This window comes from Streptomyces sp. NPDC012825 (assembly GCF_042900925.1).
Classification (GTDB): domain Bacteria; phylum Actinomycetota; class Actinomycetes; order Streptomycetales; family Streptomycetaceae; genus Streptomyces.
In genome coordinates, this window is record NZ_JBIBBZ010000015.1 from 44,539 (window position 1) to 69,193 (window position 24,655).

Here is a 24,655-nt window from a genome sequence, read left to right on the forward strand (position 1 = left end):
CCTGCGAAGCGCCGTCATCCTCGCCTCGCTCGTGACGTGGACGTGACGTTCGATGCCGGAACCCAGTCGGAGACGTGCGTCAACTGCTCGTCCGCCCACTCGGCGAAGGTGGTGAGCGGGATGCCCAGCTTCCGGGCGAACGCGGGCCGGGCGGGTTGGAGGACCACGTTGTTCCACTCGTGTCCGGCTCCCCACTTCGGCATGCCCGCATCAAGAGCCTCTTCCATGCTCATGGAGGGCGCGCTCACGGGCACGCCCCAGGTGACGGACAGGGTCTGCGTGATCTGCTCCATCGTGCGGAGGTCGCCGGCCAGTTCCAGTTCCACCTGGTGGAACCGGTCGGAGTCCCGGAGGGCGTGCGCCGCGGCCGTGCCGATGTCCCGCACCGCGACCAGGGCCAGTTCGGTGTCCGGCTTCAGCACCGTCAGCAGTCCGCCGTGGGGCCCCTTGGGCGCCAGCAGGGGCAGGTTCTCCATGAAGAAGGCGGGCTTGATCACCGTCCAGCGGGCAAAACCCGCACCACGCACCGCCTCCATGATCGCCTGCTTGGTGTGGAAGTAGTCCGCCATCGCCGTCCAGCGACCCTCGGCCCAGCCGGCGACCCGGGTGTGTTCACCGACTCCACTGGTCGAGGACTGCACGAAGTGCCGCACTCCCCCGGCCTTCGCCGCGTCCACCAGGTTGGCGGCCTGGGCGAGTTCGTCCACGAAGTCCACGCCGGTCTCGGTCACGGGCGGCATCTGCACCGAGAACACGGCGCGGACCCCCTCGACCGCCGGGCCGAGGGAGGCCCGGTCGGAAAGATCCGCGCGCACCAATTCGGCACCCAGCGCCTCGATCGCCCGGGCGGCCTTCGACCAGGGATCGCGCACGAGGGCACGTACGGGCACTTCGGCGGCCAGAAGTGCGCGAGCCGTGGCCCCGCCTTGCCGGCCGGTGGCGCCGGTGACCAGGACGATATCGCTGCTGCCGGACATGGTCGTTGCTCCTTGCAGACCGGAGAGACGAAATGGCGGGGCCCGCCGTTTCGTGTGTCGCTAAGATATGGCGGGGGCCGCCACTTGGCAACGAGGAGATACATGACTGGTCAGCGCTCGGATGCCCGACGCAACTATCAGCGCATCCTCGCCGTCGCCGAAGCCGAGGTGGCCGCACACGGCGCCGAGGCGTCCCAGGAGCAGATCGCCCGCACCGCGGGCGTCGGTTCGGCGACTGTGCGTCGCCACTTCCCCACCCGTCGGGCCCTTCTCGAAGCCGTCTTCCAGGAGCGCGTCGCGGGACTGTGCGAGCGTGCCCACCGCCTGAGTACGGCCGAGGACGGCCGCACCGCACTGCTGGAGTGGTTTCACGCCCTCGTCCGCTACGCCGTCTCAGCCCGCGGGTTCGCCCATGTCCTCAGCTACGAGCCCCCCGCCGAAAACCCCTCCCCGAAGAGCTGCGGCAGCGTGATCGAAGCAGCCGCGACTCCCCTCCTGCAGCGAGCCGTTCGCGACAAGGCGGTCGCACCGCACGTCACCTTTCACGACCTGCTGACCCTCGCCGTCGGCATCGCCCTGGCCACCGAGCACCACATGAACCCCGTCATCCAGGCCGACCGCCTCTTCCGTCTCGCTGTGGAAGGGCTCAGCCCCAACTGAGCCTCTTCCATCCTGTTACTGGAGGGTGAAAGGAGTCGTTCAGCGGTGGGGTGACGAGACGGTGCCCTTCATCGTCGGCGTGGTGATTCCCCTCATCGCACCGACGACCGAAGGGACCCTTCGAGTCGCGCATCCTGCCATGCTCGGCGTCTCGCGCGAACCGGTCGGGCATGCTTCCCGGCTGCTGCACGAGCACCGCCGGGCCCGCACCACACGCCGACGCGGGCCCGGCTGCTTCCAGCAGGCACTGCTTGATGGTCCACTGACGCGAGAACGAGACGTTCTCACAGCTCGGAGCGGGTTTCGGGATGTCGCGGGCCACCCCCTGGAGACACGCCGCTCCCTTCACCGCGACGGCCGGGGCGTGGACGGCGGTTCGCCGGGTACGCGCGGCCGGACACGACGAAGCGCCAACGCGCCATCGAGGAAGTGGGATCCGACCATGATGATCGCCGGAATCATCGCCGTCTGCGTGGTACTCGCCGTTCTGGCGTTCTTCCTGCCGCGGCTTTCCAAGCACCCCGAGCGCGGCACCCGGAAGACTCTCGGCCTGGGCTCCCGCGCCGGCGGCAAAGCCCCCGGCCCGCTGGGCCGCCTCTTCAGCAAGCCGTTCCGCAGCAGCTCGAAGGCGGTCGGCAAGAGCGGCTCCGTCGGCCGCCGCGCCCGGAGCCACATGCCCTTCTGACCCCGCGTTCCTCCCGGCCCGGCCCCCGATCCCCCTCGGCGGCCGGGCCGTAGTGCGTCCGCGGCGGGTCCGGCTTCCGGCGTCGACGTCCGTCACAGCCGGTGACCTCGCGCAGGAAGCCGTCGGCCCCGGAGCGGACCTCGAGGCCGAACCGGATCTTGTGCGGGGTACCGGAACGGACGAGCGGAGCGGCGAGATCGTCGAGGACGAGCTTCTTCACCAGCGCCCCGGAGCCGCGCGGGGTCGCCGAGCAGGTCGGGCGGTTCCCGCAGCAGAATCGCGAACGCGACGTGTGCGGCCGTGTCGCACGTCTTCGCGCGGACCGCGTCCAGGAACTGACCACGGTCCGCGGTGGCGAGGTGATCGGCCACGACATCACTGCACCCTCCGGGACGGGCCGCGGGGCTCGCGGCGCGGCTCCTGCCCGAGCAGCGGCTGACCGCGCCGGGCACCAAGGGCGCCGCCCTCCCGGTGACGGCCGTCACCCCGGCGGAGCTCCGTCCGGCGCCGGCCGCCGTTCTCAGGGGGCCGAAGAAGGCCGGGAGCAAGGCCGAGGCGGCGTTCCGGCGGGGCCTCGCAGCCTTTGGCGCAGCGGGTGGGGAAGGGAGGGGCAGCGACCCGTCCCGCGCGGCGCGCAGGTCGGCGATCTGCTGGTCGCGGATATCGGCGGCAGGCGCGGAGGCCCGGAACGAGACGCACGGACGTGGCGGGGGTGCGCGTGGCGTACCGTTCGGGGGACGGTACGGACAGGAAGGGGGATCCAATGCCCTCGTACGGGACGACCGCCGACGGCCGCGACTGGTCCACCTGGCTGCATACCATGTGGCGCGCGGCCGACCGCGCCGAGGACGTCACCGCCCTCGCCGACGTCGTCTACCGCGCCCTCGTCTCCCGCCCCGGCGTCCTCCTGGCCCGCGGCACCCGTTGGACCCCCGCCGGCCTGAGCTATCTGCGCTACCTGCCGGCCGGTGAGAAGACTCCGGTCACCCGGTGGGCCCCGGTGGAGGGCGGGATCGAGACCGTCCCGTGCCCCGCCGGCTACGACGACCCCGTGATCGTGCTGGACGACACCCCCTCCCCGGGCGTCTGGCCAGACGGTCCGGACCTGGCTGCCGCGCCGGCCGCCGCCCTGGAGTGCGCGTTCCCGCTCGCGGACGACGACTGGGCGACGCTGCGGGTCGTCCTGGACCACCGGCCGGCCGCCGGCAACCCGTTGTTCGCGCAGATGACGCAGGTCGTGGAGGTCCTCACGATCAGCAACCAACGCATCGTCGAGCACCTGGCCCACGACCGCCGCCAGGTCGAGGACGCGTTCCTCGCCGAGGCGTCGCTGCAGATGGACGCGAGCCTCGACGTCGAGGAGACCCTGCGCCGGGTCGCCCGGCTCGCCGTGCCCGCCGTCGCGGAGGGCTGCGTCGTGCACCTCTTCGAGCCCGACGGCGAGCTCGCGCCCGTCGCCTCCGCGCACGTCGCGGCGACGGCGCAGAGCTGGCTCGGCGAGGTCGCGCGCACCGACCCGTGGCTGGTCAAGCTGCTGCGGGACTCCGGTGACCGGCGCGAGAGCACCGTCCTGCGCGGGGCGGAGCTGACCGGCGGCCCGTTCGGATCCGCGGCGAAGAACCCTGGCGCGGCCGTACGGACACTGAGCGTCAGCCCGCTGCGGGCCCGTGGCCGGGCGCTCGGCACGCTCACGTTCCTCTACCACCGCCCGGACGCGCTCGGCGACACCCGCATGCTGGGCGACCTCGCGAGCCGCGCCGCGCTCGCGATCGACACCAGCACCCTCTACGAGCAGCGTCGCAACCACGTCGAGGTGCTGCAGCGCCATCTGCTGCCCCGCGCGCTGCCCCACGTCGACGGCCTGGCGCTGAGCGCCGCCTACGAGGTCGCCGACGCCTCCCTCGACGTCGGCGGCGACTTCTACGACGTGGTCGTCGCCGGCGATCAGGTCGCGCTGGTCGTCGGGGACGTCTGCGGGCGCGGCGCGGAGGCCGCCGCCGTCACCGGCCTCGCCCGGCACACCCTGCGGACGCTGCTCCAGGACGGGGTGAGCCCCGGCAACGCGCTGGCCCGGCTGAACAGCGCGCTCCTGGGCGAGGGCGCCTCGCGGTTCGTCACCGCCCTGATCGCCGTCCTCTCCCCGGCCGACGACGGCGGCTGGGATCTCGAGATCGCGAGCGCCGGGCACCCGCGGCCGCTGGTGCGGCGCGCGGACGGGGCGGTGGAGGAGGCGAACGTCTCGGGCGTGCTGCTCGGCGTGCTGCCCACGCCCGCCTACCGGTCCGTCCGCCTCGCGCTCGGCCCGGACGACGCGCTGGTGATGTTCACGGACGGCCTGACCGAGGCGAAGGGCGCCGGTGGCCGGTTCTTCGAGGAGGACCTCGTCGACGTCGTCAGCCGCAGTGTGGACGGCGCGCCCGACCCGGCCGGACGGCTGATCCGGCTGGCCTCCGACTTCCGGCAGACGGGTGACGACGACACCGCCGTCCTGATCGTTTCGGTCGACGGGCGCGGGATGCGGAAGTGAGCGGTGAAAGGGTGGGGAGGCAAGCAACGGACGGCGAAGGGGTGAGCGTGGAACGGACCCGGAGCGGCGGGGCGCGGGTGGACAACCGGCGCATCCTGGTCGTCGAGGACTCCCAGGAGGACGCCGAGGCCATCGAGCGGGCCCTGACCCGCACCCACCCGGAGATCACGCTGGAGTTCACCGACCGGGGCGAGGGCGTCGCCGAACGGCTCGCGGCGGCGGACGAGCTGCCGGGCATGATCCTGCTCGACCTCAACATGCCGGGTCCCAGCGGGCACGCGGTGCTCCGCGCGATCCGGGCCCGGTCCGAACTCGCCGACGTCACCGTCGTCGTCTTCACCTCCTCGACGGCGCCCGCCGAGGTCGACGCCTGCTACACGGCTGGCGCGGACAGCTACATCTACAAGCCGGTGAACTTCGCCCTCTTCCGTACGGTCCTCAAGGGCGCGGTCGACTACTGGCAGACATCGAAGGACCCGCAGGACTGAGGCGCCCGGCAGGAGTCCTCAGGGCTGGTCCGAGCCACCGAGCGTGAAGAGGAAGGCCGTCCCCCGGCCGGGGGTGCTGTCCAGCCACAGCCGGCCGCCGTGGTGCTCGACGATGCGGCGGACGACGGCAAGCCCGACGCCGGTGCCACCGCCGTGCTCCGCAGGGCCGTGCAGGCGGCGGAAGAGGTCGAAGACCTCCTCCTGGCGGTCCGCGGGGATGCCGATGCCGTTGTCGCGGACGACGATCGCGTCCCCGGTCTCCCCGCCCGGCACGGCCACCCGTTCCACCGCGATCTCGACCGTACGGTCCGGGCGATCGGAGGCGTACTTCGCCGCGTTGACGAAGAGATTGACGAGGATCTCGTACAGCCGGGTCTCGTCGGCGCGCACGTCCGGCAGTCGGTCGGGCCGGACGACCCGCACGCCCCGCTCGGCGAGGCGGGGGCCGGCGACCTCGAGGGCCGCGTCGACCACGCCGTCGAGGGAGACGTCCGTGCGCTGGAGGCCGGTCTGGCCCAGGCGGGCGTAGTGCAGGAGCGAGTTGAGGAGTTCGTCCATGCGGCCGGCGAGCCGCCGCATGGTCTCCAGGCGGCGCACGCTCGTCGCGTCCAGGTCGTTCGCGGCGTCCTCCAGGGTGAACGTCGCCGCGTTGGAGATGCCGCGCAGCGGCTCCTTGAGGTCGTGAGCGGCGGCGTGGGCGAAGGAGTCCAGGTCGAGGTTGGACAGCCGCAACCGCTCGTTGAGCGTGCTGAGCTCGTCGGCGTGACGCAGGACGAGGCCGGTCAGCATCCGCAGCGTCTCCAGTGCCGCCGCCCGGTTTCGCGCCGTCCACGGCAGGCTCCGGCCCCGCATCAGCGACCGGATCACCTCCCCCGACCCGCGCGGCGTCAACCGCTCGCCGCGCGGTCCGATCCGCACCGGGGCCGCCGGGTCCGCCGCCCACTTCCTCGGCATCGGCCGCTCGTGCCGGGACCACGCGAGGAAGTCCCCGGAGCCGCCGAGTGGAATGAGCAGGATGCCGGCGGGTGCGTCGGACGGCGCGCTCCCTTCGGTCCCGACGAGCTCGCCGGGCTCTTCGGCAGTCGCGCCGGCCCCGGCACGCGCGTCCGCGATGCCTTTCCCCGCGCCCCCGGCGGCGCCGGAACCAGGCACCGTTCCGGGACTCCTGCCGTCCGGTTCGCCCGCCCCCGCGCCGTCTGTCGTCGCCTCCCCCGCCGCCGCGGCGCTCTCCTCGACCAGCGTCTCCGTGAGGCGGTCGGTCGCCCAAACCGTTCCGGGAGCCAACGCGGCTGCCCGACGGCCGAGTTCGTCGACGAGTGCCGGTGAGAGGACGGTCGAGCCGGCCGACACCACACGGCGGTCGCGGACGAGGGTCACCCCGTCGGCCGCCACCAGCGACCGGACGGCCGATTCGTGGCGGAGGAGGGAGGCCTCGACGTCCGCGTCGAGCAGCTCCGCGACCGCGGCCGTGCGTTCGCCGGACTCGCCGAGCGCGTCGGCCCGCTCGCGTTCCTCGATCGCCGCGAGCTGGAGCGAGAACGCCGCGCCGAACAGCTCGCAGGCCGAGCGGACCTCCGGTGCGAGCCGCCTCGGCTCCGCGCCGTGGCAGGCGATGAGCCCCCACAGCCGGCCCTCGCGGATGATCGAGACGGACATCGACGAGCGCACACCGATGTTGCGGAGGTATTCCAGGTGGAAGCCGGAAACGGTGCGCAGAGCCGCCCGTGACAGGTCGAGCGGCGCATCCGTCGCCGCCCGGAGCGGCGGATGGAGGCCGACGGTGGGGTCGTCGACGTCGGCGATGACCCGGATCCAGTTCTCCTCGTACAGGCGGCGCGCCTGTGGCGGGATGTCGGTCGCGGGGAACCACAGGCCGAGCCACGGCTCCCAGCCGTCGGCGACGTCCTCGGCGACCACCTCGCCCGGTCCGTGCGCACCGTCGAAGCGGTAGGCGACCACCCGATCGAAGCCGGTCAGCGCGCGCACCTCGCGGACCGCCGTACGGCAGCCGGCGACGACGGTCGCCGCCGAGCGCAGCCGGGTCAGCGCACGCCGGACGCCCTGGTAGAAGCCGGAGAACCCGAAGGCGTCCGCCCCCTCGCGGGGCTCGAACTCGAGCAGCAGGAGCGGGCCGAGCGGGCCGGAACGGTGCACGGACAGGTCGAACGGCCGCAGCGCGCCCTCGGCACCCGCCTCCACCGGCAGTGCGGCGTCCGCGCCGGTGTCCCCGTCCTCGCCACAGCCCGCGCGGACCGCCTCGACGGCGTTCGCCCAGTCGTCCGCTGCGAGCACGCGGGTGACGGGGGAGCCGACCAGGTCGTCCGCCGCGACCCCGAGCAGCGCGTCCGTGTTCGTGGCCGCGGTGTCCACGATCGCCGTGGCCGCGTCCACCGCGAGCAGTGTGCCGTGCGACTGCACCCCGCCGAGCAGGTGGATCGGCTCCCGCACGCACTCCGACAGGTCGAACCCGCCTACTGCGGCCTCCGCCGCCCGCGTCCGTCCCGACAACCAGCCTTCGTCCACCGCAGCCGCCTCGCCTCTCGCACCGGTCATACCTTGCGCGCCCATCCTGCCAACAACGGTGGACCGATCCGGTCGCCGGAGCGTACGACTCAGCTTCGGCCGGGTGGCGTTCGGGTCGACTCCATTGACACGTAGGGGAATCTTCCGCCCGAGTCGAGGTGCCCGGAGTCGCATCGGGCCGGTGTGCCGTCGTCGCGGCGGGACCGGTCGTCCGGAGAGAGTGGGCAGCGTGACGGCCCTGTGGGAATCGGGACGTCGACCTCGGTCGGTGTGCCCCGGACGCTCGCCGCCGAACTCCGGCGAACCTGTGACGCCACGCACCAGGACCGGTGGAACGCCGGGATCACCGCGCTCGGTCTCACCCGGCAGACCGTCAGAACCGAGCACCTGCCGGAAGCCGTCGGCCATGAGCAACAACGCCGGACCACAGCGGGACCCCGCCAGGGGCTGTCGACGTGCCGGCCGTCCCCAGCGGCGGGCGTACGGCAGCACGGGGGCGAGTGCCTTCGGTCGCGTCGCGGAGCGCAGCGTCCCGGCGGTCTCGTCCGTCGCGTCCTTCGTCGACGCCTCGCCGGCGGTCCGCAGGGTCTCCTCCGGGAAGAGGGCGGCCGCCCGGAGGAGCCCGAGGTGCACGGGAACCGTCTCCGGCCCGGTGAGCGCCGCCGACGCCTGATCGGCAGCGCTCCGCGGGACAAGGATGCTGACGCCACGTCCGACGTTCCGACGGGACCGCGTCGGTGTACTCACCGGGCGATTCTCGCGGGTCCGGACACCGGGCTCGCCCACGGGCGCGGGCGGGCCCGCCTCCGTCGTCCCGGCCGACGGCACCCCGGCCGACCCGCTCGTGCGCTCTTCCACCCGTACCTGCCGGACAGGCGAGCAGGATCACCCGCGATCCTCACGCCAGAACCGCTCCCCCACCCCGAACGCGTCCGTCCGGGAGGGGCGCGTGACGGCACGTCACCAACCATCCAGGACCGCTTGGGAGCAACGGCAAAGCGGACGGATCACTTACCGAATAACCCTCTTTCCGAACGAGCTCTCGAAATGGCACGATCACGTCGACATACGCCATCCCCTCCACCGCCTTCGATCGAAAGTGTGACCGTCAGCAGATGCCCATATCCCTCGGCGTGGTACGCCGCACCGCCGGTGCCGCCACGCTCTCCTTGACCATCGCCCTCGCCGGGCTCGTCCTCCCCGGCACCGCGCAGGCCGCCGTCACCTGCGCGTCCGGTGTGTGGAAGGCCGAGTACTTCGCCAACATCACCCTCACGGGCACCCCGAAGGCCACCGTCTGCGACACGTCCATCGCCGAGAACTACGGCCTCGGGGACCCCGCCGGCGTCACGCTGCCGACGGACAACTTCGGCGTCCGCTGGAGCACCACTCGCAACTTCGGTTCCGGCGGCCCCTTCGACCTCGACCTCGCCGTCCAGGACGGCGCACGCGTCTACCTCGACGGCGAGCGCAGGATCGACCTGTGGCGCAATGTCACCTCGACGCAGAAGAAGACGCTCCGGCTGACCGTCCCGCGCGGAATCCACACCCTGCGCGTGGACTTCGCGGCCGTCACCGGCGCCGCCGACGTCTCCTTCGGCTATGCACCGGTCATCGGCGCGGCCTACGACAGGGTCACCCCCCTGGCCCCGGCCGGCCTGAAGGCCACCTACACGGCGTCCACCCTGAAGTCGACGCTGAGCTGGTCGCGCAACTACGAGATGGACCTGTCCGGTTACCGCCTCTACCGCCGCACGGGCAGCACCGGCACCTGGAGCCAGCTGAACACCACCCACCTCACCGGCACCACGTACACGGACACGCCCCCGGCCACCGGCGCCACGTACGAGTACACGCTCCGCGCCCTCGACCGCTCCGGCAACCTGTCCCCGCTGTCCTCCCTGGTACGGGTCGTCAGCGCCGACAGGACGCCTCCCGGCGTCCCCGCCGGCCTCAAGGCCACGCACGACCCCTACGGCGCCGGCGCCCGGCTCTCCTGGTCCGCGGTGAGCGGGGCGAGCGCCTACGAGGTGCAGCGGTCCCTCGCGTCCGCGGGCCCGTACGCCCCCGTCGGCATGCCCGTGACCGGCACCGAGACGACGGACCCGAGCGTCCTCCCGGCCACGACCTACCACTACCGCGTGCGCGCCCGCGACGCCGCGGCCAACACCTCCGCGTACTCCGCGCCCGTCCGGCTCGACGTGCCCGAGGGCAAGCCCCTGGCGCCGACCGGCGTCTCCGCCAACGGCCGGCTCGACCGCAACACCATCGGCTGGACGTACACCGCCGACGCGTCCCACCGGTTCCACGTCTACGCCGCCGACGCGGCCACCGGCCCATGGACCCGCCTGACCGAGAGCCCGGCCCCCAACGTCTTGTACGACGACGTCACGGCCATCGCCGGCCAGGTGCGGTACTACCAGGTCCGGACGGTCACGCCGCTCGGCACGGAGTCGGACCCGTCGGCGACGGTCTCGGCCACCCGTGTCCGCGACACCACCCCTCCGTCCATGCCGCACAACCTGAGCGCGTACAGCGCGACGGACGGGGTGCACCTGTCCTGGAACCCCAACACCGGCGACGACACCGACCACTACGTCGTCATGCGCAAGCAGTCGTTGACCGGGTGGGAGCAGATCGCCGGCGTGTGGGGCGATTCGTACGTGGACACCAGTACCCCGGAAGGCGTGCAGTACGGCTACACCGTCCTCGCCGTCGACGAGGCCGGCAACGTCTCCGGCCTGCCCGAGCCCGGCTACGGCACCGTCTACGGCAAGCGTCTGCCGGTCCACCCGACTCCGGACGCACCCGCCTCGCTGACCGCCACCACGGAGAGCGGCAAGGTCGAACTGGAGTGGACCCCGAGCGCGGCGACCGACCTGTCCGGCTACTACGTCTACCGCACGACCGGCACGGACCCCGCCCAGGCCTACAGCATCTCCCCGATCCTCACCGGGACGACCTTCACCGACGAGAACCCGCCCGCCGGCAGGACCTGGCGCTACGTGGTCCGCGCCGTCAGCACGCAGGGCAAGTGGTCCGGCTACTCGCCGATGGCCGAGGCCGTCGTCCCCTGCCCGGCCCCGACCGCACCGCCCACGCCCCGGATCAGCGGGACCGCCCTCGACGACGGCCCCGCCGTCCGGATCGTCTGGGAGCCCGGAACGTGCGACCAGGGCATGACCGTCTCGTACAACGTGTACCGGTCCATGTCCCACTCGGGCGTCTTCACCCCTGGAAACCGCATCGCCTCGGGCCTCACGGAACCGACGTACACGGACCCCGGCCCCTTCACGCCGCTGCGCTCCTACTACTACCTGGTCACCGCCGTGGCCGCCGACGGCACCGAATCGGCACCGCAGGCCAACCCCGTCAACATCCCGATCCCGGGCTGACACTCCCTGAGGCCCCCGCCGCCCGGACACCGCAGCTCCGGAACGGCGGGGGCCTGCGCGTCAGCCGGTCCCCGGTCCCGGTCCCGGTCCCGAAACGATCGAAATCCCGCCCGATCGTGCGATCCGACGGGATTCCCGGTGTCTGTGGGGTGTTCACGAGTACCTGACCTGCGCCACTGAAGGTTGATCAGTTGGCGTGCGGTCACGTGGGAAGGCGATGGGGGTAGGTCCTCGAACGTCCGGGCCGATCAGTTCAGCAGGGCGGCCGTGAACGTCTTGCGGTGGTCACCGCGTCCGGTCCGGGAGGGTGGAGGCCGGCTGCGGATCCGGGGCCGAGCGTGGGCACCCGGTAGTGGGCGGTCATGGCGATCATCTCGGTTCCCGTCAGCACGGCATGGACACGCATTTCATTGCCCGGCCTGACGGCACACCGCCGGGGTTCTCCCGCGCAACGCCGGGCCGCGCTCAGGATCTGACCCCGGCCCGGGCCCACGGCATCGTCCAGGCTTGCCTGACCCGGCAGGTCCTTGCCCTGGCGGACCGTGCCTACCGGGGTGCCGGAGCCACGGTTCGCACCCCGTACAAGAACCATCGCGAACAGCCCCCGCACCACCAGCGGTTCAACCGAGACCACGCGCGACGGAGAGCTCCCGGGGAAACGCGCCTTCGCACAGCTGAAGCCCTGGCGGATCCGCCGCCGAGCCCGATGCTCCGCCCGCCGCGTCGACACCGTCTCCAAGCCGTACGTGCACTTCTGACCTGCAGCCGCTCAGGAGGAAGGAGACTCACCGGAGGGTGTCGTTCTCCTTCGTGTCCTGCTCTTCGCCCGTGGAGCCCTGCCGTCCGGCTTCCTCGCGGCATTCTCCGGGCAGCCGCACGGCTTTCGGTCCCGGACCTCGGGCGCGCGGGTGCACGCCGAAGCCGACGACCGCGGCCTCGCCGCCGGAGCGGACGATGATGCGGGACGGCCCGATGTCCCGATGGGTCCGGCCCGCCCCGTGCGCGGCCTCCGGAGCCGCGCGTTCTTTCCGGACCCGGCGCAGGGCGGTGGGGTGGAAGGCGGCCGTGCCCGGTTCTGGCCGGCCAGGGTGTCGTCCCGGGCCGGGTCACAGGAGGTCGGAGGTGCCGGAGACGATGGCGTCGCGCTGGTCGTCGTCGAGGAAGGCCCGAGCGAAGAGCTCGTCCGGGGCGCGCCCGCTGTCAGTCGGTGGCCGAGGGCAGGGCGTTCGCTTCCGGTTCCCTCTCAGGGACCAGAAGAAGGTGTTGGGCGGGGGTGTCGGCACAGGGCTGGGCTCTTGCCACGGCTGTCGCGGCCTTGGGATCCGTACCCGAGATGCCGACGCACTGCCCGTCCGCGGACCGTAACCGATAGGCCTTGGCCGGTGTGGTGCTCGAGGCCCGTGTGCCGGTCGTCTCGACCGGCTCGAACGTGAACACCTGGGAGGTCCTGCTACTGCGACAGTCGTCCCAGGGTTCGAGCAGTCCGCCGGGAAGAACCGTCAGGCATCCCCAGCCATGAACGGGATGCGCCCATTCGACGAAGAAACGGCCGCCACCGATCGGGCGGATCCTGGTGTACGGCGGTGTGGACCGAACGCACGGCCGCTGCACGGCGACCGGCCGCTCGCTCTCGCCGCCGGTCTCACGGCCCTCGGTCACACACAGGTCGGCGGCCCGGACCGGACGGAGGCTGTACCACCCGCCGGCAGGCTCCTGGCGCGAGGGGTCGGTCCCCACTGGACCGTCGGGCAGGACCAGCCAGGTGGCGATGCCCGCCATGATCACGGCGCACAGCGATGCCAGCAAGGTGGGCACCACGGCACGGTGCCGGCGCCGCAGTCGCGCCGGCACGGGCCCGGGGTCCGACGGGACGTCGGAAGATCCCACGTCCTCCACCGCTGGGCCCTCTCGAGCACCGCCGGCTTCGAAAGAACCGTCGCCGTCGCCCCCCGCCTGTGACGGAGAGACGCGGGCGGCGCGGCCGTCGACGGCGGGAACTCCTTCCGCCGAACCGTCCGCCAGCGCAAGACGGGTACGGGCCTGCAGCCACACCTCGACATGCTCCCCCGCGCCACAGGCGTGGACGAAGGAATCGAGGATCTGCGGCCGCGGCAACGCCTGTCTGCGCAGCACATCGGCGATCGTGCTGCGCGGAAGGACCCGCCCGTTCCGTTCAGCACGCTCCTCAAGTTGCCGGTACGTCAGTCCCGAGGCGTCCTTGAGCCGCTTCATCATGTCGACGAACTGCTCGACACTGCATGCGCGTTCGGGGTCCACGCCCCCCGCAGTACCCATGGCGCCAATTTTTGGGCGTCCGCCCGGCGGACGGCAAGGGATCCCTGCCGCGGTCCGAGCCTTTGTCCGGAAAGCGGTGGTGACCAGCCCAGACAGCATCGGACTGTCCGGGACACCGGGCATCGCTTGCCGGACAGGGCCCCGGCCAGCAGGGTCGATGTTGCCGGCGCAATCGTCACGAACCGCCACACGCAACAAGGAGCGTTCTCATGCGAAAGACCGCACGGTCCGTACACATCGCCCCTCTCGCGCTCGCCGCCGTCCTCGTCGGTGGCCTGACCGCCACCACGGCCGCCCCGGTGCAGGCGCGCACCGAAGCCCGGGCGTCCGTCCAGGCGACCGACGCCCACTACCTGCGCTTCGACAAGGGCTCGGTCACCAACTCCCGCCTGGAACTGGTCAAGCGCACTCCCGGCCGTGACAAGGTGATCAAGACGTACAAGGCGGGCTCGGGCCAGGTCACGGACACCTGCGCCGTCGGCAGGGGCTGGTTGCCCAACGCCGGGGCGAGCAAGCCGTATGCCGTCGAATGGCACCGCAAGAACTTCGACGGCGTCATCAACGGCCTCGTCATCAAGATCTCCGACCGCAAGTGCCACAACGGCACCAAGCGCACCGAACTGTTCATCCACAGCGAGATGAAGCCGAACGGTAAGCAGGGCACCGTCGAATCCGAGCGGTGGACCAACCGCAACCCCAACGACTACTACTCCAACGGCTGCATCAAGCTCAACCCGACCGACATCAATGACCTGTTCAAGCGCTTGGACCGCATCGGCTGGCCGAAGAAGCTGTACGTGGTGAGCTGACACGCGTCAGCTCCCTTCCCGGTGCCCGGCAAGGTCCTCGACGGACCTTGCCGGGCGTCACGTGTCTGCAGCGGGAGCCCGTCCCGCCGTCAGCCGCGGTGTCCGCACGGCCGGCACTCCCACCGTGCACCGGACGACGAGGACGAACGAGGTCGCCGGGCCGCCGGGGCAAAGGGCGGGCCCGCCGGCGGCGACGGCGTGATGAAGAACGAGGGACCTGCCACGGTGACCAGTACGAGCGAAGCCCATGATGCCCGCATCGCCGCCGCACCGTGCTCGAACACCGCCTCGACCGACTCGGTCGTCGTGGCTGCTTCGGACAGCCCGCCGTTCCCGTAGACCTCGTTCCACGGCCGGCCCAGTGGGTCGAGCGCGTCCCTCCCGACTCCGGAGACTTCTGTCACCTGGTCCCCCTTCGTCGAAAGGACCACACACGTCCCCGTGGAAAACCTGCCGGAGAGCGTGGACCACGAGATCCTGAGCGGCCGGATCGTCCATGCGGTCAAGGCGTACCGGGACGCGTCGGGCCGCACGGTCCACGGAGCGACGGATCTCGTCGAGCAACGCCGGACGGAGCTTCGCCGGGACCGGCCGAGCACCCCACTCGCCGGCTCCCCCGGCAGACCCGCGGTCGCCCTGGTGCGCGGCACCGGCCGAGCCGGACGTCGGCGTCGGTGCCCCGGGCGTCGAGGAGCCGGGGCGCGTGCTGCGGGGCGGGGCGCCGGTCGGACGCCGGGGCGGTCCTGATCCGTCGACCCGGCCCGGGGGGTGGCCGAGGCGGGCGCGGGTGTCGATGACGATGCCGCCCGTGGAAGCAGGCTTCGCCTCGGTGCCCTGCCGCCGTCGGCGTGCCTCGCGGGTTTGCCGACCCGGCTCCCGGTGTGCCCCGCCGCCCCGGGTCCGTCGTTCCGTCACCCCTGCGCGCCGGCCCCGCCGAGGCTCGCACGGAGCAGCGCCGCCTCCTCGTCGAGGTGGCGCAGGAGGGCTTCGAGGGCGGGGGTGCGGGTGCGGTGGGTGGCTTCGGTGACGCCCACCGTGCGGCCCACCGAGGGGAGTTCGACCGGCAGCGCGGCGAGGTGTTCGTCGTCGCGCAGGACCAGTTCGGGCAGGAGCGCCACCATGTCGGTCTGGAGGAGCAGAGCCCGCATGGTGAGGATGGAGGTGCACTCCACCCGGTCGGTGGGAAGCGGCAGCCCCCGGTCGACGAAGAGGGCGCCCAGTTCCTGGCGCAGGGCGGTCTGTTCGACCGGCAGGATCCACGGGTGGGCGAGCGCGTCGGTGAGCGTGACAGCGCCCCCGGCCGGGCCTTCTGCCAGGAGCGGGTGCCCGGCGCGGACGGCGAGCCGGATGGGCTCGCGGTAGAGCATCCGCTGTCGCAGCGCCTCGCCGCCGCCGGGAGCGGGTCCCACCCGGCCGACGATGAGGTCGAGTTCGCCGCCGAGCAGGGCCGGGTGGAGGACGTCGGGGGTGCCCTCGCGGACCACGACGGTGAGCCGGGGGCGCTCCTTCTTGAGGCGGGCCACGGCCCGGGGCAGCAGGACGTTGGCGCCGGCGAGCAGGGTGCCCACGGTGACCGTGCCTTCCTGGCCCTGGCGCAGTCCGGTGAGGTGCTCCTTGGCCCGCCGGACCTCGGCGACCACCGCGCGGGCGTGGCCGACGAGCGCCTCGCCGTAGACGGTGGGCCGCATGCCGCGTGGGACGCGGACGAAGAGCGGGAGTTCGGCGATGGCCTCCAGTTCGCGCAGGGTGCGGGTGGCGGCGGGCTGGGTGAGGTGGAGGCTTTCCGCCGCCTGTACGACGCTTCCGTGGTCGTACACCGCGATGAGCAGGGTCAGGTGCCGGAACTTCAGTCGGCCGTCCAGGAGGTCCATCGACGGGGCTCCTTCCGGGGAGGCGGTGGGGTGCCCGGGGCGGGACCGCACCGCGACATACCAGAATTGCTATGGCTCTCTTACCGATCGGCATTGGATCGGCATAGCTGGGTGGGCGCACTATACCGGGACGCCCCGGGGGTGAGTTTCGGACAGCTCCCGGCCCAGCAACGGAGGTCTGCAAGGTGAGTTCACCCGTGCGGCATTACGTAGGAGGCGGGTTCGACGCGTCCGGCGTGCCGTTCCCGCTCGTCGATCCGGTCACCGGCCGCACCGCCGGCGCGGTGCCGGAGGCGTCGCGGGAGCTGGTCGACCGGGCCGTGGCCTCGGCCCGCGCGGCGCTGCGCGGGCCGTGGGCCGCGTGGAGCCCGACGGAGCGCTCGCGGCTGCTGCACCGGATCGCCGACGGGATCGAGGCGCGTTTCGAGGAGTTCACCGCCGCCGAGTGCGCCGACACGGGCAAGTCCCGGGAACTGGCCTCGGCAGTGGACATCCCGCGCGCGGTGGCCAATTTCCGCTCCTACGCGGATCTGCTGGCCGGGCGGGGCGAGCGGTCCTGGCACACCCCGACGCCCGACGGGCGGGGCGCGCTGAACTACACGGTGCACAAGCCGCTCGGCGTCGTGGCGGTGATCTCGCCGTGGAACCTGCCGCTGCTGCTGCTCACCTGGAAGGTCGCCCCGGCCCTCGCCACCGGCAACACGGTCGTCGCCAAGCCGTCCGAGCTCACCCCCGGCACGGCCTGCCTGCTGGCCGAGGTGATGGCCGGAGCCGGCGTCCCGGCGGGCGTGTTCAACCTGGTGCACGGGCGGGGCGCGGACGCGGCCGGTCAGTGGCTGACCGAGCACCCCGGGGTGGACGCCGTCGCCTTCACCGGCGAGTCCCGCACCGGCTCCACGATCATGCGGGCGGCGGCGGCCCGGCTCGCGCCGGTCTCCTTCGAGCTCGGCGGCAAGAACGCCGGCCTCGTCTTCGCCGACGCTGACCTGGAGGAGGCGGTGGCGGGCACGCTGCGGTCGTCCTTCACCCACAGCGGTCAGGTCTGTCTGTGCACCGAGCGGGTGTACGTGGAGCGGCCGGTGTTCGACGCGTTCGCGACGGCGCTGGCCGCCGGGGCGAAGGAGCTGTCCGGCTACGGCCCGATGGTGTCGGCCGCCCACCGCGACAAGGTCCTGGGACACCTGGAGCGGGCCGCCGCCGACGGCGGCGAGGTGCTGGCGGGCGGCGGGGTGCCGCGCTTCGGCGACGAGCGGGACGGCGGCTTCTGGGTGGAGCCGACCGTGCTGACCGGCCTGCCCGAGGACCACCCGGCGGTACGGGACGAGATCTTCGGCCCGGTCGTGCACCTGACGCCGTTCGACACCGAGGAGGAGGCGCTCGCCCTCGCCAACGCCGGTCCGTACGGCCTGGCCGGCACGGTGTGGACCGGCGACGTGCGCCGCGCCCATCGGGTCGCCCCGGCACTCGACGTGGGCATCGCCTGGGTCAACACCTGGAACCTGCGCGACCTGCGCACCCCGTTCGGCGGGGTGAAGGCGTCCGGCATCGGGCGCGAGGGCGGCGACCACTCGCTGGACTTCTTCTCCGAGCCGATGAATGTGTGCGTGAAGCTGTGACGAGCTCCGAGAACACGGCGGTGGAGGCCGCGGCTGAGCGCCTGGACCGGGCCCGGCGCACCGGCGTGCCGTGCACCCCGGTGCGGGACCTGCTGCCGGCCGGCGACCTGGACGCGGCCTACGCCGTGCAGTCCCTGCTGACCGAGCGCCGACTGGCAGCGGGCCGCCGGATCACCGGCTGGAAGGTCGGTCTGACCTCGCCCGCCGTGCAGCGACAGCTCGGTGTCGACGCCCCCGACTTCGGCGCCCTCCTCGACGACACCGCCGTGCCGGACGGCGCGGAGCTGCCCTGGGGGGCGGTGCTCCAGCCGAAGGCCGAGGCCGAGGTGGCGCTCGTCCTGGAGCGGGACCTCGGGCACGAGCGGCACACGGTGGCCGACGTGATCCGGGCGACCGCCTTCGCGCTGCCCGCCCTCGAGGTGGTCGGCAGCCGGATCCGCGACTGGGACATCACCGCCGTGGACACCGTCGCCGACAACGCCTCCGGCGGGGCGTACGTCCTCGGCACCCGTCCGGTGCTCCTGCGGGACGTGGACCTGCGGACCGCCGGGATGGTCCTGGAGCGGTGGGGCGAGCCCGTCTCCACCGGCGCGGGTGTCGCCTGCCTCGGCCACCCGCTGCATGCCGCCGTCTGGCTGGCCGACACCCTCGTCCGGCTGGGCCGGCCGCTGCGGGCCGGGGACACCGTGCTCACGGGGGCGCTCGGACCGATGGCGGCCGTGGCGCCGGGCGACGTGCTGGAAGCCCGTATCGACGGGCTCGGTTCGGTGCGCGCGGCCTTCGGGCGCGCCGCCGGGGAAGGAGACCCCCGATGAACCCGACGGACGCGGCGGCGCTGGCGGAGGCGCTGGACACGGCCGCCCGGGAGGCACGTCCGTTGCCGGGCGGAGGCAGCGGCCTGACCGACCCGGCGGAGGCGTACGCCGTGCAGGAGGCGCTGCTGGCGCGGCGGTACGCCCGGGGCGAGCGGCCCACCGGCGTGAAGCTGGGCTTCACCAGCGCTGCGAAGATGCGGCAGATGGGCGTCTCCGACCTGATCCACGGGCGGCTGACGGACCGGATGGAGATCCCGGACGGGGGGCGGTACGACGTCTCCGGTCTGATCCACCCCCGGGTGGAGCCCGAGATCGCCTTCCTGCTCGGCTCGGTCCTCGCCCCCGGAGGCGACCCGGCGGCGGCGGTCGCGGCCGTCGCCCCCGCGCTGGAGGTCATCGACTCCCGCTACGACGGCTTCCGCTTCTCACTGCCGGAGGTGATCGCGGACAACACCTCCGCCGCCGGGTACGCGCTCGGCCCCTGGACCCCGGCGGCCGAGCCGGGCGGACTGCGGTCCCTGGCCAACCTGGGCGTGGTGCTGGAGGTGGACGGCCGGCCGGCCGAGACCGGTTCGACGGCCGCGATCCTCGGCGACCCGCTGCGCGCGCTGGCCGCCGCCGCCCGGCTGGTCGGCCCGCTCGCCCCGGGAACGGTCGTCCTCGCCGGGGCGGCGACCGCCGCCGTACCGCTGCCGCCGGGGACGCACGTGCGGGCCTCCGTGGCCCGGCTCGGCTCCGTCGGCCTCACCACCGGGGAGGCGGCGTGATCGTCCCCGGCGCGGCCCCGCCGCGCGGCCGCTTCCCGCACCTGCGGCGCGCGGGCGACCTGGTCTTCGTCTCCGGTACGAGCTCCCGCCGCCCCGACGGCGGTTTCACCGGGGCGAGCGCCGACCCGATGGGCGTCACCGACCTCGACATCCGGGCCCAGACCCGGGCGGTCCTCGACAACGTCGCGGCCGTTCTGGCCGCCGTCGGCGGCGGTCTGGACGACCTGGTGTCGGTGACCGCCTACCTGGTCAGCATGAACGACTTCGGCGGCTACAACGAGGTCTACGCCGAGTACTTCGACGAGACCGGGCCGACCCGGACCACCGTCGCCGTCCACCAGCTCCCCCATCCCCACCTGCTGATCGAGATCAGCGCGGTGGCCCATCTCCCGCAGGACAAGGAACAGCAGCGATGACGATGAGACCGTTCAACCTCCAGGCGTGGATCGAGGAGCACCGCCACCTGCTGAAGCCGCCCGTCGGCAACGTGCAGATCTGGCAGGACGCCGACCTGATGGTGACGGTCGTCGGCGGCCCCAACCGCCGCACCGACTTCCACGACGACCCCATCGAGGAGTTCTTCTACCAGCTCAAGGGCGACATGGTGCTCCGCGTCATGGAGGAGGAGGGCCGGGCGCCGCGCGACATCCACATCCACGAGGGCGACGTCTTCCTCGCCCCGGCGCACCTGCGGCACTCCCCGCAGCGGCCGGAGGAGGACAGCATCGGCCTGGTCGTCGAGTTCGCGCGGCCGCGGGGCCACCGCGACGCCTTCGAGTGGTACTGCGTCGAGTGCCACCACCTGGTGCACCGCAGCGAGGTGCAGCTCGCCTCGATCGTGGACGACCTGCCGCCGGTCTTCTCCGCCTTCTACGCCGACCAGGCCGCCCGCACCTGCGGGCACTGCGGCGCCCTCCACCCGGGCAAGGACTGGCCCGAGGAGCTGCGCCCCCGCACCCGGCGCGACGAGGCGGGCGGCGCATGACCGTCGTCGACGTCCACGCGCACGTCTTCCCCGAGATCGGCCGCGCCGAGTCGCGCCGGATCACCGGCGCCGAGGACGGCCCGTGGCTGCGCACCACGGACGGCCCCGACGCCGGGATGATGATGGCCGGGACCGCCGAGTACCGGCCGGTGCGCCGCACCCTGTGGGACCCGGCCGCCCGCGTCGCCGACCTCGACCGGCTCGGGGTGGACGTGCAGGTGCTGTCCAGCACGCCGCTGCTGTTCGGCTACGGCCTGGAGGCGGCGCGGGCCGCCGACTGGTGCCGGACCGTCAACGGGCACCTGCTGAGGTACGCCGCGCACGCCCCCGATCGGCTGGCTCCGCTGTGCCAGGTGCCGCTCCAGGACACCGAGGCGGCCTGCGCGATGGTCACCGAGGCGGTGCGGGAGGGCTTCCACGGCGTCCACATCGGCAACCACCTCGGCGACCGCGACCTCGACGACGGCGCCCTCCTCGAATTCCTCGCGCACTGCGCGCACGAGGACGCGGCCGTGCTGGTCCACCCGTGGGACCTGCCGGCCGGGCCGCGCCACTCGCGGTACATGCTGGCCTGGCTGGCGGGCATGGCGGGCGAGACGCACCTGACGATCCTGTCGCTGATCCTCTCCGGCGCCTTCGAGCGGCTCCCGGCGTCGCTGCGACTGCTGTTCGCGCACGGCGGCGGCAGCTTCCCGTACCTGCTGGGCCGGGCGGAGAACGCCTGGCACCGGCGGGACATCGTGCGCGCCGACAGCCCGCACCCGCCGTCGTACTACACCGGGCGCTTCGCCGTGGACTCGGCCGTCTTCGACCCGGGGGCGCTGCGGCTCCTGGTGGACGTGATGGGCGCGGAGCGGGTGCTGCTCGGCTCCGACCACCCGTTCCCGCTGGGCGAGGAGTCCATCGGCCGGCTGGTGCGGGAGAGCGGCCTGGCTCCCGCCGAGCGGGAGGCCGTCCTCGGCGGCAACGCCGTCCGCTTCTTCGGACTGACCCCCCTGCTGAAGGAGGCCGTGCGGTGAAGGCCGCCGTCATCGGATCGGGCAACATCGGCACCGATCTCCTCATCAAGATGATCCGCGGCTCGGGGCTCGTGACCGCTGCCGCGATGATCGGCGTCGACCCCGCGTCCGACGGGCTCGCACGGGCCCGCCGGCTCGGCGTGCCGACCAGCTCCGACGGCGTCGCCGGGCTGATCGGCATGGACGGCTTCGACGGGATCGACGTCGTCTTCGACGCCACCTCGGCCGCCGCCCACCACCGCAACGCCGCCGCGCTCGCCCCGCACGGGAAGACCCTGATCGACCTCACTCCGGCGGCCATCGGCCCGTACGTCGTCCCGCCCGTCAACCTCGACGAGCACCTGGACGCGAAGAACCTCAACATGGTCACCTGCGGCGGGCAGGCCACCGTGCCGGTCGTCGCCGCCGTCGCCGCCGTCACCCCCGTGCACTACGCGGAGATCGTCGCCTCGATCGCCTCCCGGTCCGCCGGGCCGGGTACCCGGGCCAACATCGACGAGTTCACCGAGACGACCTCCCGTGCCCTGGAGCGGGTCGGCGGCGCGGCCCGGGGCAAGGCGATCATCGTCCTCAACCCGGCCGACCCGGCGCTGCTCATGCGGGACACCGTGCACTGCCTCGTCGACGACGCCGACACCGGCCGGATCACCGCGTCGGTGCGCGCGACGGCCGCCGCCGTCGCCGCGTACGTCCCCGGCTACCGGCTCAAGCAGGAGCCGCAGTTCCGGACGCTCGCCGCCGACGACCCGCTGGTCCGGCTCGGCGGCGGGGCCCGGCTGCTCGTCTCCGTGTACCTGGAGGTCGAGGGCGCCGCCCACTACCTCCCCGCCTACGCCGGAAACCTCGACATCATGACCGCCGCCGCGCTGCGCACCGCCGAGCGCCTGGCCGAACGGAGCACGGGCCGATGACCCGGGTCTACGTCCAGGACGTCACCCTGCGGGACGGCATGCACGCCGTCTCCCACCGCTACACCCTCGACCAGGTACGGGCGATCGCCGCCGCCCTGGAGGCGGCCGGCGTGGACGCCGTGGAGGTCGCCCACGGGGACGGACTCTCCGGCTCCTCCGTCACCTACGGCCCCGGCGCCCACACCGACTGGGAGTGGCTGGAGGCGGCGGCCGAGGTGCTCGACCGGGCCCGTCTCACCACTCTGCTGCTGCCCGGCATCGGCACCGCCGCCGACCTGCGCCGCGCCCACGCGCTCGGCGTCACCTCCGTCCGCGTCGCCACCCACTGCACGGAGGCGGACGTCTCCGCCCAGCACATCGCGCTCGCCCGCGAGCTGGGCATGGACGTCTCCGGCTTCCTGATGATGTCCCACCTCGCCGCGCCCGCCGAACTGGCCGCGCAGGCACAGCTGATGGAGTCGTACGGCGCGCACTGCGTGTACGTCACGGACTCCGGCGGCCGACTGACGATGGACGGCGTGCGGGACCGGGTCCGGGCCTACCGCGACGTGCTCGAGCCGGACACCGAGATCGGCGTCCACGCCCACCACAACCTCGGCCTCGGCGTCGCCAACAGCATCGTCGCGGTGGAGGCCGGCGCCCACCGCGTCGACGCCTCCCTCGCCGGGCAGGGGGCGGGCGCGGGAAACGCGCCGCTGGAGCCGGTGGTGGCGGTCCTCGACCTGATGGGCCTGGAGCACGGCTGCACGCTCTTCCCCCTGATGGACGCCGCCGAGGAGCTGGTCCGGCCGCTCCAGGACCGGCCCGTGCGGGTCGACCGGGAGACGCTGACGCTCGGCTACGCGGGGGTGTACTCCAGCTTCCTGCGGCACGCGGAGGCGACGGCCGCCCGTCACGGCCTGGACACCCGGGACCTGCTCGTCGAGGCGGGTCGGCGGCGGCTGGTCGGCGGGCAGGAGGACCTGCTCACCGACATCGCCCTCGACCTCGCCCGGCCCGCCGCCCCCGCTTCCCCCGACCACGGAGCACCCTCATGCTGACCGACCTCACCACCCGCGCCGCCGCCCTGGACGCCGCCGACCCGCTCGCCTCCGTCCGGGACCGCTTCCTCCTCCCCGAGGGCGTCGTCTACCTCGACGGCAACTCCCTCGGCGCCCTGCCGGCCGCCGTCCCGGCGGCCGTCGAGGACGCCGTGCACCGCCAGTGGGGCACCGACCTGATCCGCTCCTGGAACGGCAACGGCTGGTGGGAGGCGCCGGTGCGGACCGGCGACGCCGTCGGGCGGCTGGTCGGCGCCGCCCCCGGGCAGGTCGTCGCCGGGGACTCGACCAGCGTCCAGCTCTTCAACACCCTGCTGGCCGCCGCCCGGCTGCGCCCCGACCGCCGGCTGCTGCTGACCGACCCGGACCACTTCCCCACCGACCAGTACATCGCCGACTCGGTGGGCCGGCTCCTCGGCCTCGACGTCCGCCGGGTGCCGGCCCGGGACGCCGCCGCCGTACTCGCGGCCGAGGCGGGGAACGTCGCCGTCGCCGCGTACGCGCCGGTCGACTACCGCACCGGCGAGCTGCACGACATGGTCGCGCTCACCGCCGCCGCGCACGCCGCCGGGGCCCTGATGCACTGGGACCTGTGCCACGCGGCGGGCGCACTGCCGGTCGAACTGGACGCGGTGGAGGCCGACTTCGCGGTCGGCTGCGGCTACAAATACCTGTCGGGCGGGCCGGGCGCCCCGGCGTTCGCGTACGTCGCCCACCGCCACCAGGAGGCGTTCGACCACCCGCTGACCGGCTGGCACGGGCACGCCGAACCGTTCGCCATGGCGGGGGCGTACACCCCGGCGACGGACATCACCCGGGCCCGGATCGGCACGCCCGCGCTGCTCTCGCTGGTCGCCCTGGAGGCCGCGCTCACCGCGTTCGACGGAGTCGCGATGGCCGACGTCAGGAAGAAGAGCCTCTCCCTGACCGGCTTCTTCCAGGAGTGCGCCGACGGCCTCCTGGACGGTCTCGGCTTCACCCCGGCCACCCCGCGCGAGCCGGAGCGCCGGGGGAGCCAGGTCGCGCTGCGCCACCCGGAGGCGTACCCGCTGGTCGCCGCGCTCACCGCGCGGGGCGTGATCGGCGACATGCGCTCACCCGACCTGCTCCGCTTCGGCTTCAACGCCCTGTACGTGTCGCACGCCGACGTCCTGCGCGCGGTGGTCGAGCTGCGCGACGTCGTCACCTCCGGAGCCCATCTCGCCCCCGTGTTCCAGCGACGTCCCACCGTCACCTGAACCTTCGCCCTTCGCTCCTCCCCCCTCCCCCACC

At 73.2% G+C, this 24,655-nt stretch carries 19 protein-coding genes and 2 pseudogenes; 17 read left to right on the forward strand and 4 right to left on the reverse strand.

What is annotated here, in order from left to right; all coding sequences use genetic code 11:
* Positions 1-14: 14 nt before the first annotated feature.
* Entirely contained in the window at positions 15-977 is a 963-nt protein-coding gene (locus ACFY7E_RS25625; RefSeq protein ID WP_389488611.1) for an NmrA/HSCARG family protein, read from the reverse strand.
* A gap of 102 nt (positions 978-1,079) precedes the next feature.
* On the opposite strand from ACFY7E_RS25625, the gene ACFY7E_RS25630 reads away from it, so the two are divergent.
* The 5 genes and pseudogenes from ACFY7E_RS25630 (at position 1,080) to ACFY7E_RS25650 (ending at position 5,337) form a co-directional block, all read left to right on the forward strand.
* On the forward strand, positions 1,080-1,637 hold the full coding sequence (locus ACFY7E_RS25630; RefSeq protein WP_389488614.1) for a TetR/AcrR family transcriptional regulator: 558 nt from the start codon (positions 1,080-1,082) through the stop codon (positions 1,635-1,637).
* A gap of 79 nt (positions 1,638-1,716) precedes the next feature.
* Positions 1,717-1,972: pseudogene (locus ACFY7E_RS25635) on the forward strand (transposase family protein); the annotation flags it as partial.
* A 107-nt stretch (positions 1,973-2,079) separates the two neighbouring features.
* Positions 2,080-2,322 (forward strand): DUF6411 family protein, encoded by a 243-nt coding sequence (locus ACFY7E_RS25640; RefSeq protein ID WP_389488616.1) that lies wholly within the window; start codon positions 2,080-2,082, stop codon positions 2,320-2,322.
* Between the two features lie 763 nt (positions 2,323-3,085).
* Positions 3,086-4,849 carry a PP2C family protein-serine/threonine phosphatase gene (locus ACFY7E_RS25645; RefSeq protein WP_389488619.1) on the forward strand — a complete coding sequence of 588 codons (1,764 nt, stop codon included), beginning with the start codon at positions 3,086-3,088 and terminating at the stop codon, positions 4,847-4,849.
* A gap of 47 nt (positions 4,850-4,896) precedes the next feature.
* Positions 4,897-5,337 (forward strand): response regulator, encoded by a 441-nt coding sequence (locus ACFY7E_RS25650; protein ID WP_389488621.1) that lies wholly within the window; start codon positions 4,897-4,899, stop codon positions 5,335-5,337.
* 18 nt (positions 5,338-5,355) lie between these two features.
* On the opposite strand, the gene ACFY7E_RS25655 is transcribed toward ACFY7E_RS25650, so the two are convergent.
* The gene (locus tag ACFY7E_RS25655; protein WP_389488623.1) at positions 5,356-7,890 is read right to left on the reverse strand and encodes an ATP-binding protein; all 2,535 of its coding nucleotides are present in this window, start codon (positions 7,888-7,890) and stop codon (positions 5,356-5,358) included.
* Between the two features lie 1,085 nt (positions 7,891-8,975).
* Here ACFY7E_RS25655 and ACFY7E_RS25660 point away from each other — a divergent pair.
* Together ACFY7E_RS25660 and ACFY7E_RS25665 are read left to right on the forward strand one after the other, a co-directional pair.
* Complete coding sequence (locus ACFY7E_RS25660) at positions 8,976-11,255, forward strand: PA14 domain-containing protein (protein ID WP_389488626.1); 2,280 nt, start codon at positions 8,976-8,978, stop codon at positions 11,253-11,255.
* A 382-nt stretch (positions 11,256-11,637) separates the two neighbouring features.
* A pseudogene (locus ACFY7E_RS25665) lies at positions 11,638-12,030 on the forward strand (transposase family protein); the annotation flags it as partial.
* Between the two features lie 425 nt (positions 12,031-12,455).
* On the opposite strand, the gene ACFY7E_RS25670 reads toward ACFY7E_RS25665, so the two are convergent.
* Positions 12,456-13,532 carry a helix-turn-helix domain-containing protein gene (locus ACFY7E_RS25670; protein WP_389488630.1) on the reverse strand — a complete coding sequence of 359 codons (1,077 nt, stop codon included), beginning with the start codon at positions 13,530-13,532 and terminating at the stop codon, positions 12,456-12,458.
* Between the two features lie 227 nt (positions 13,533-13,759).
* On the opposite strand from ACFY7E_RS25670, the gene ACFY7E_RS25675 reads away from it, so the two are divergent.
* A complete protein-coding gene (locus tag ACFY7E_RS25675) occupies positions 13,760-14,359 on the forward strand; it encodes a L,D-transpeptidase family protein (protein WP_389488632.1) in 600 nt (199 codons plus the stop codon).
* Between the two features lie 911 nt (positions 14,360-15,270).
* Here the strand turns inward: ACFY7E_RS25675 and ACFY7E_RS25680 are convergent.
* Positions 15,271-16,230 (reverse strand): LysR substrate-binding domain-containing protein, encoded by a 960-nt coding sequence (locus ACFY7E_RS25680; protein WP_389488635.1) that lies wholly within the window; start codon positions 16,228-16,230, stop codon positions 15,271-15,273.
* A 197-nt stretch (positions 16,231-16,427) separates the two neighbouring features.
* Here ACFY7E_RS25680 and ACFY7E_RS25685 point away from each other — a divergent pair, with 197 nt between their 5' ends.
* From ACFY7E_RS25685 to kynU, 9 genes are read left to right on the forward strand one after another with little or no spacing between them, the layout of a single operon-like run.
* The gene (locus ACFY7E_RS25685; RefSeq protein WP_389488637.1) at positions 16,428-17,846 is read left to right on the forward strand and encodes a 2-hydroxymuconic semialdehyde dehydrogenase; all 1,419 of its coding nucleotides are present in this window, start codon (positions 16,428-16,430) and stop codon (positions 17,844-17,846) included.
* Positions 17,843-18,661, forward strand: a complete 819-nt coding sequence (locus ACFY7E_RS25690) for a 2-keto-4-pentenoate hydratase (protein WP_389488640.1) — start codon at positions 17,843-17,845, stop codon at positions 18,659-18,661. The genes ACFY7E_RS25685 and ACFY7E_RS25690 overlap by 4 nt, the downstream gene beginning before the upstream one ends.
* On the forward strand, positions 18,658-19,428 hold the full coding sequence (locus ACFY7E_RS25695) for a 2-keto-4-pentenoate hydratase (protein ID WP_389488642.1): 771 nt from the start codon (positions 18,658-18,660) through the stop codon (positions 19,426-19,428). Before ACFY7E_RS25690 ends, ACFY7E_RS25695 begins: the two co-directional genes overlap by 4 nt.
* Positions 19,425-19,844, forward strand: a complete 420-nt coding sequence (locus ACFY7E_RS25700; RefSeq protein WP_389488644.1) for a RidA family protein — start codon at positions 19,425-19,427, stop codon at positions 19,842-19,844. The genes ACFY7E_RS25695 and ACFY7E_RS25700 overlap by 4 nt, the downstream gene beginning before the upstream one ends.
* The gene (locus ACFY7E_RS25705; RefSeq protein WP_389488646.1) at positions 19,841-20,413 is read left to right on the forward strand and encodes a 3-hydroxyanthranilate 3,4-dioxygenase; all 573 of its coding nucleotides are present in this window, start codon (positions 19,841-19,843) and stop codon (positions 20,411-20,413) included. Before ACFY7E_RS25700 ends, ACFY7E_RS25705 begins: the two co-directional genes overlap by 4 nt.
* Positions 20,410-21,432 carry an amidohydrolase family protein gene (locus tag ACFY7E_RS25710; RefSeq protein WP_389488649.1) on the forward strand — a complete coding sequence of 341 codons (1,023 nt, stop codon included), beginning with the start codon at positions 20,410-20,412 and terminating at the stop codon, positions 21,430-21,432. Before ACFY7E_RS25705 ends, ACFY7E_RS25710 begins: the two co-directional genes overlap by 4 nt.
* The gene (locus tag ACFY7E_RS25715; RefSeq protein WP_389488651.1) at positions 21,429-22,343 is read left to right on the forward strand and encodes an acetaldehyde dehydrogenase (acetylating); all 915 of its coding nucleotides are present in this window, start codon (positions 21,429-21,431) and stop codon (positions 22,341-22,343) included. Before ACFY7E_RS25710 ends, ACFY7E_RS25715 begins: the two co-directional genes overlap by 4 nt.
* Positions 22,340-23,383: a 4-hydroxy-2-oxovalerate aldolase gene (gene dmpG, locus ACFY7E_RS25720; protein ID WP_389488653.1), complete on the forward strand. Its 1,044-nt coding sequence runs from the start codon at positions 22,340-22,342 to the stop codon at positions 23,381-23,383. Before ACFY7E_RS25715 ends, dmpG begins: the two co-directional genes overlap by 4 nt.
* A complete protein-coding gene (gene kynU, locus ACFY7E_RS25725; RefSeq protein ID WP_389488655.1) occupies positions 23,377-24,621 on the forward strand; it encodes a kynureninase in 1,245 nt (414 codons plus the stop codon). Before dmpG ends, kynU begins: the two co-directional genes overlap by 7 nt.
* Positions 24,622-24,655 lie beyond the last annotated feature (34 nt).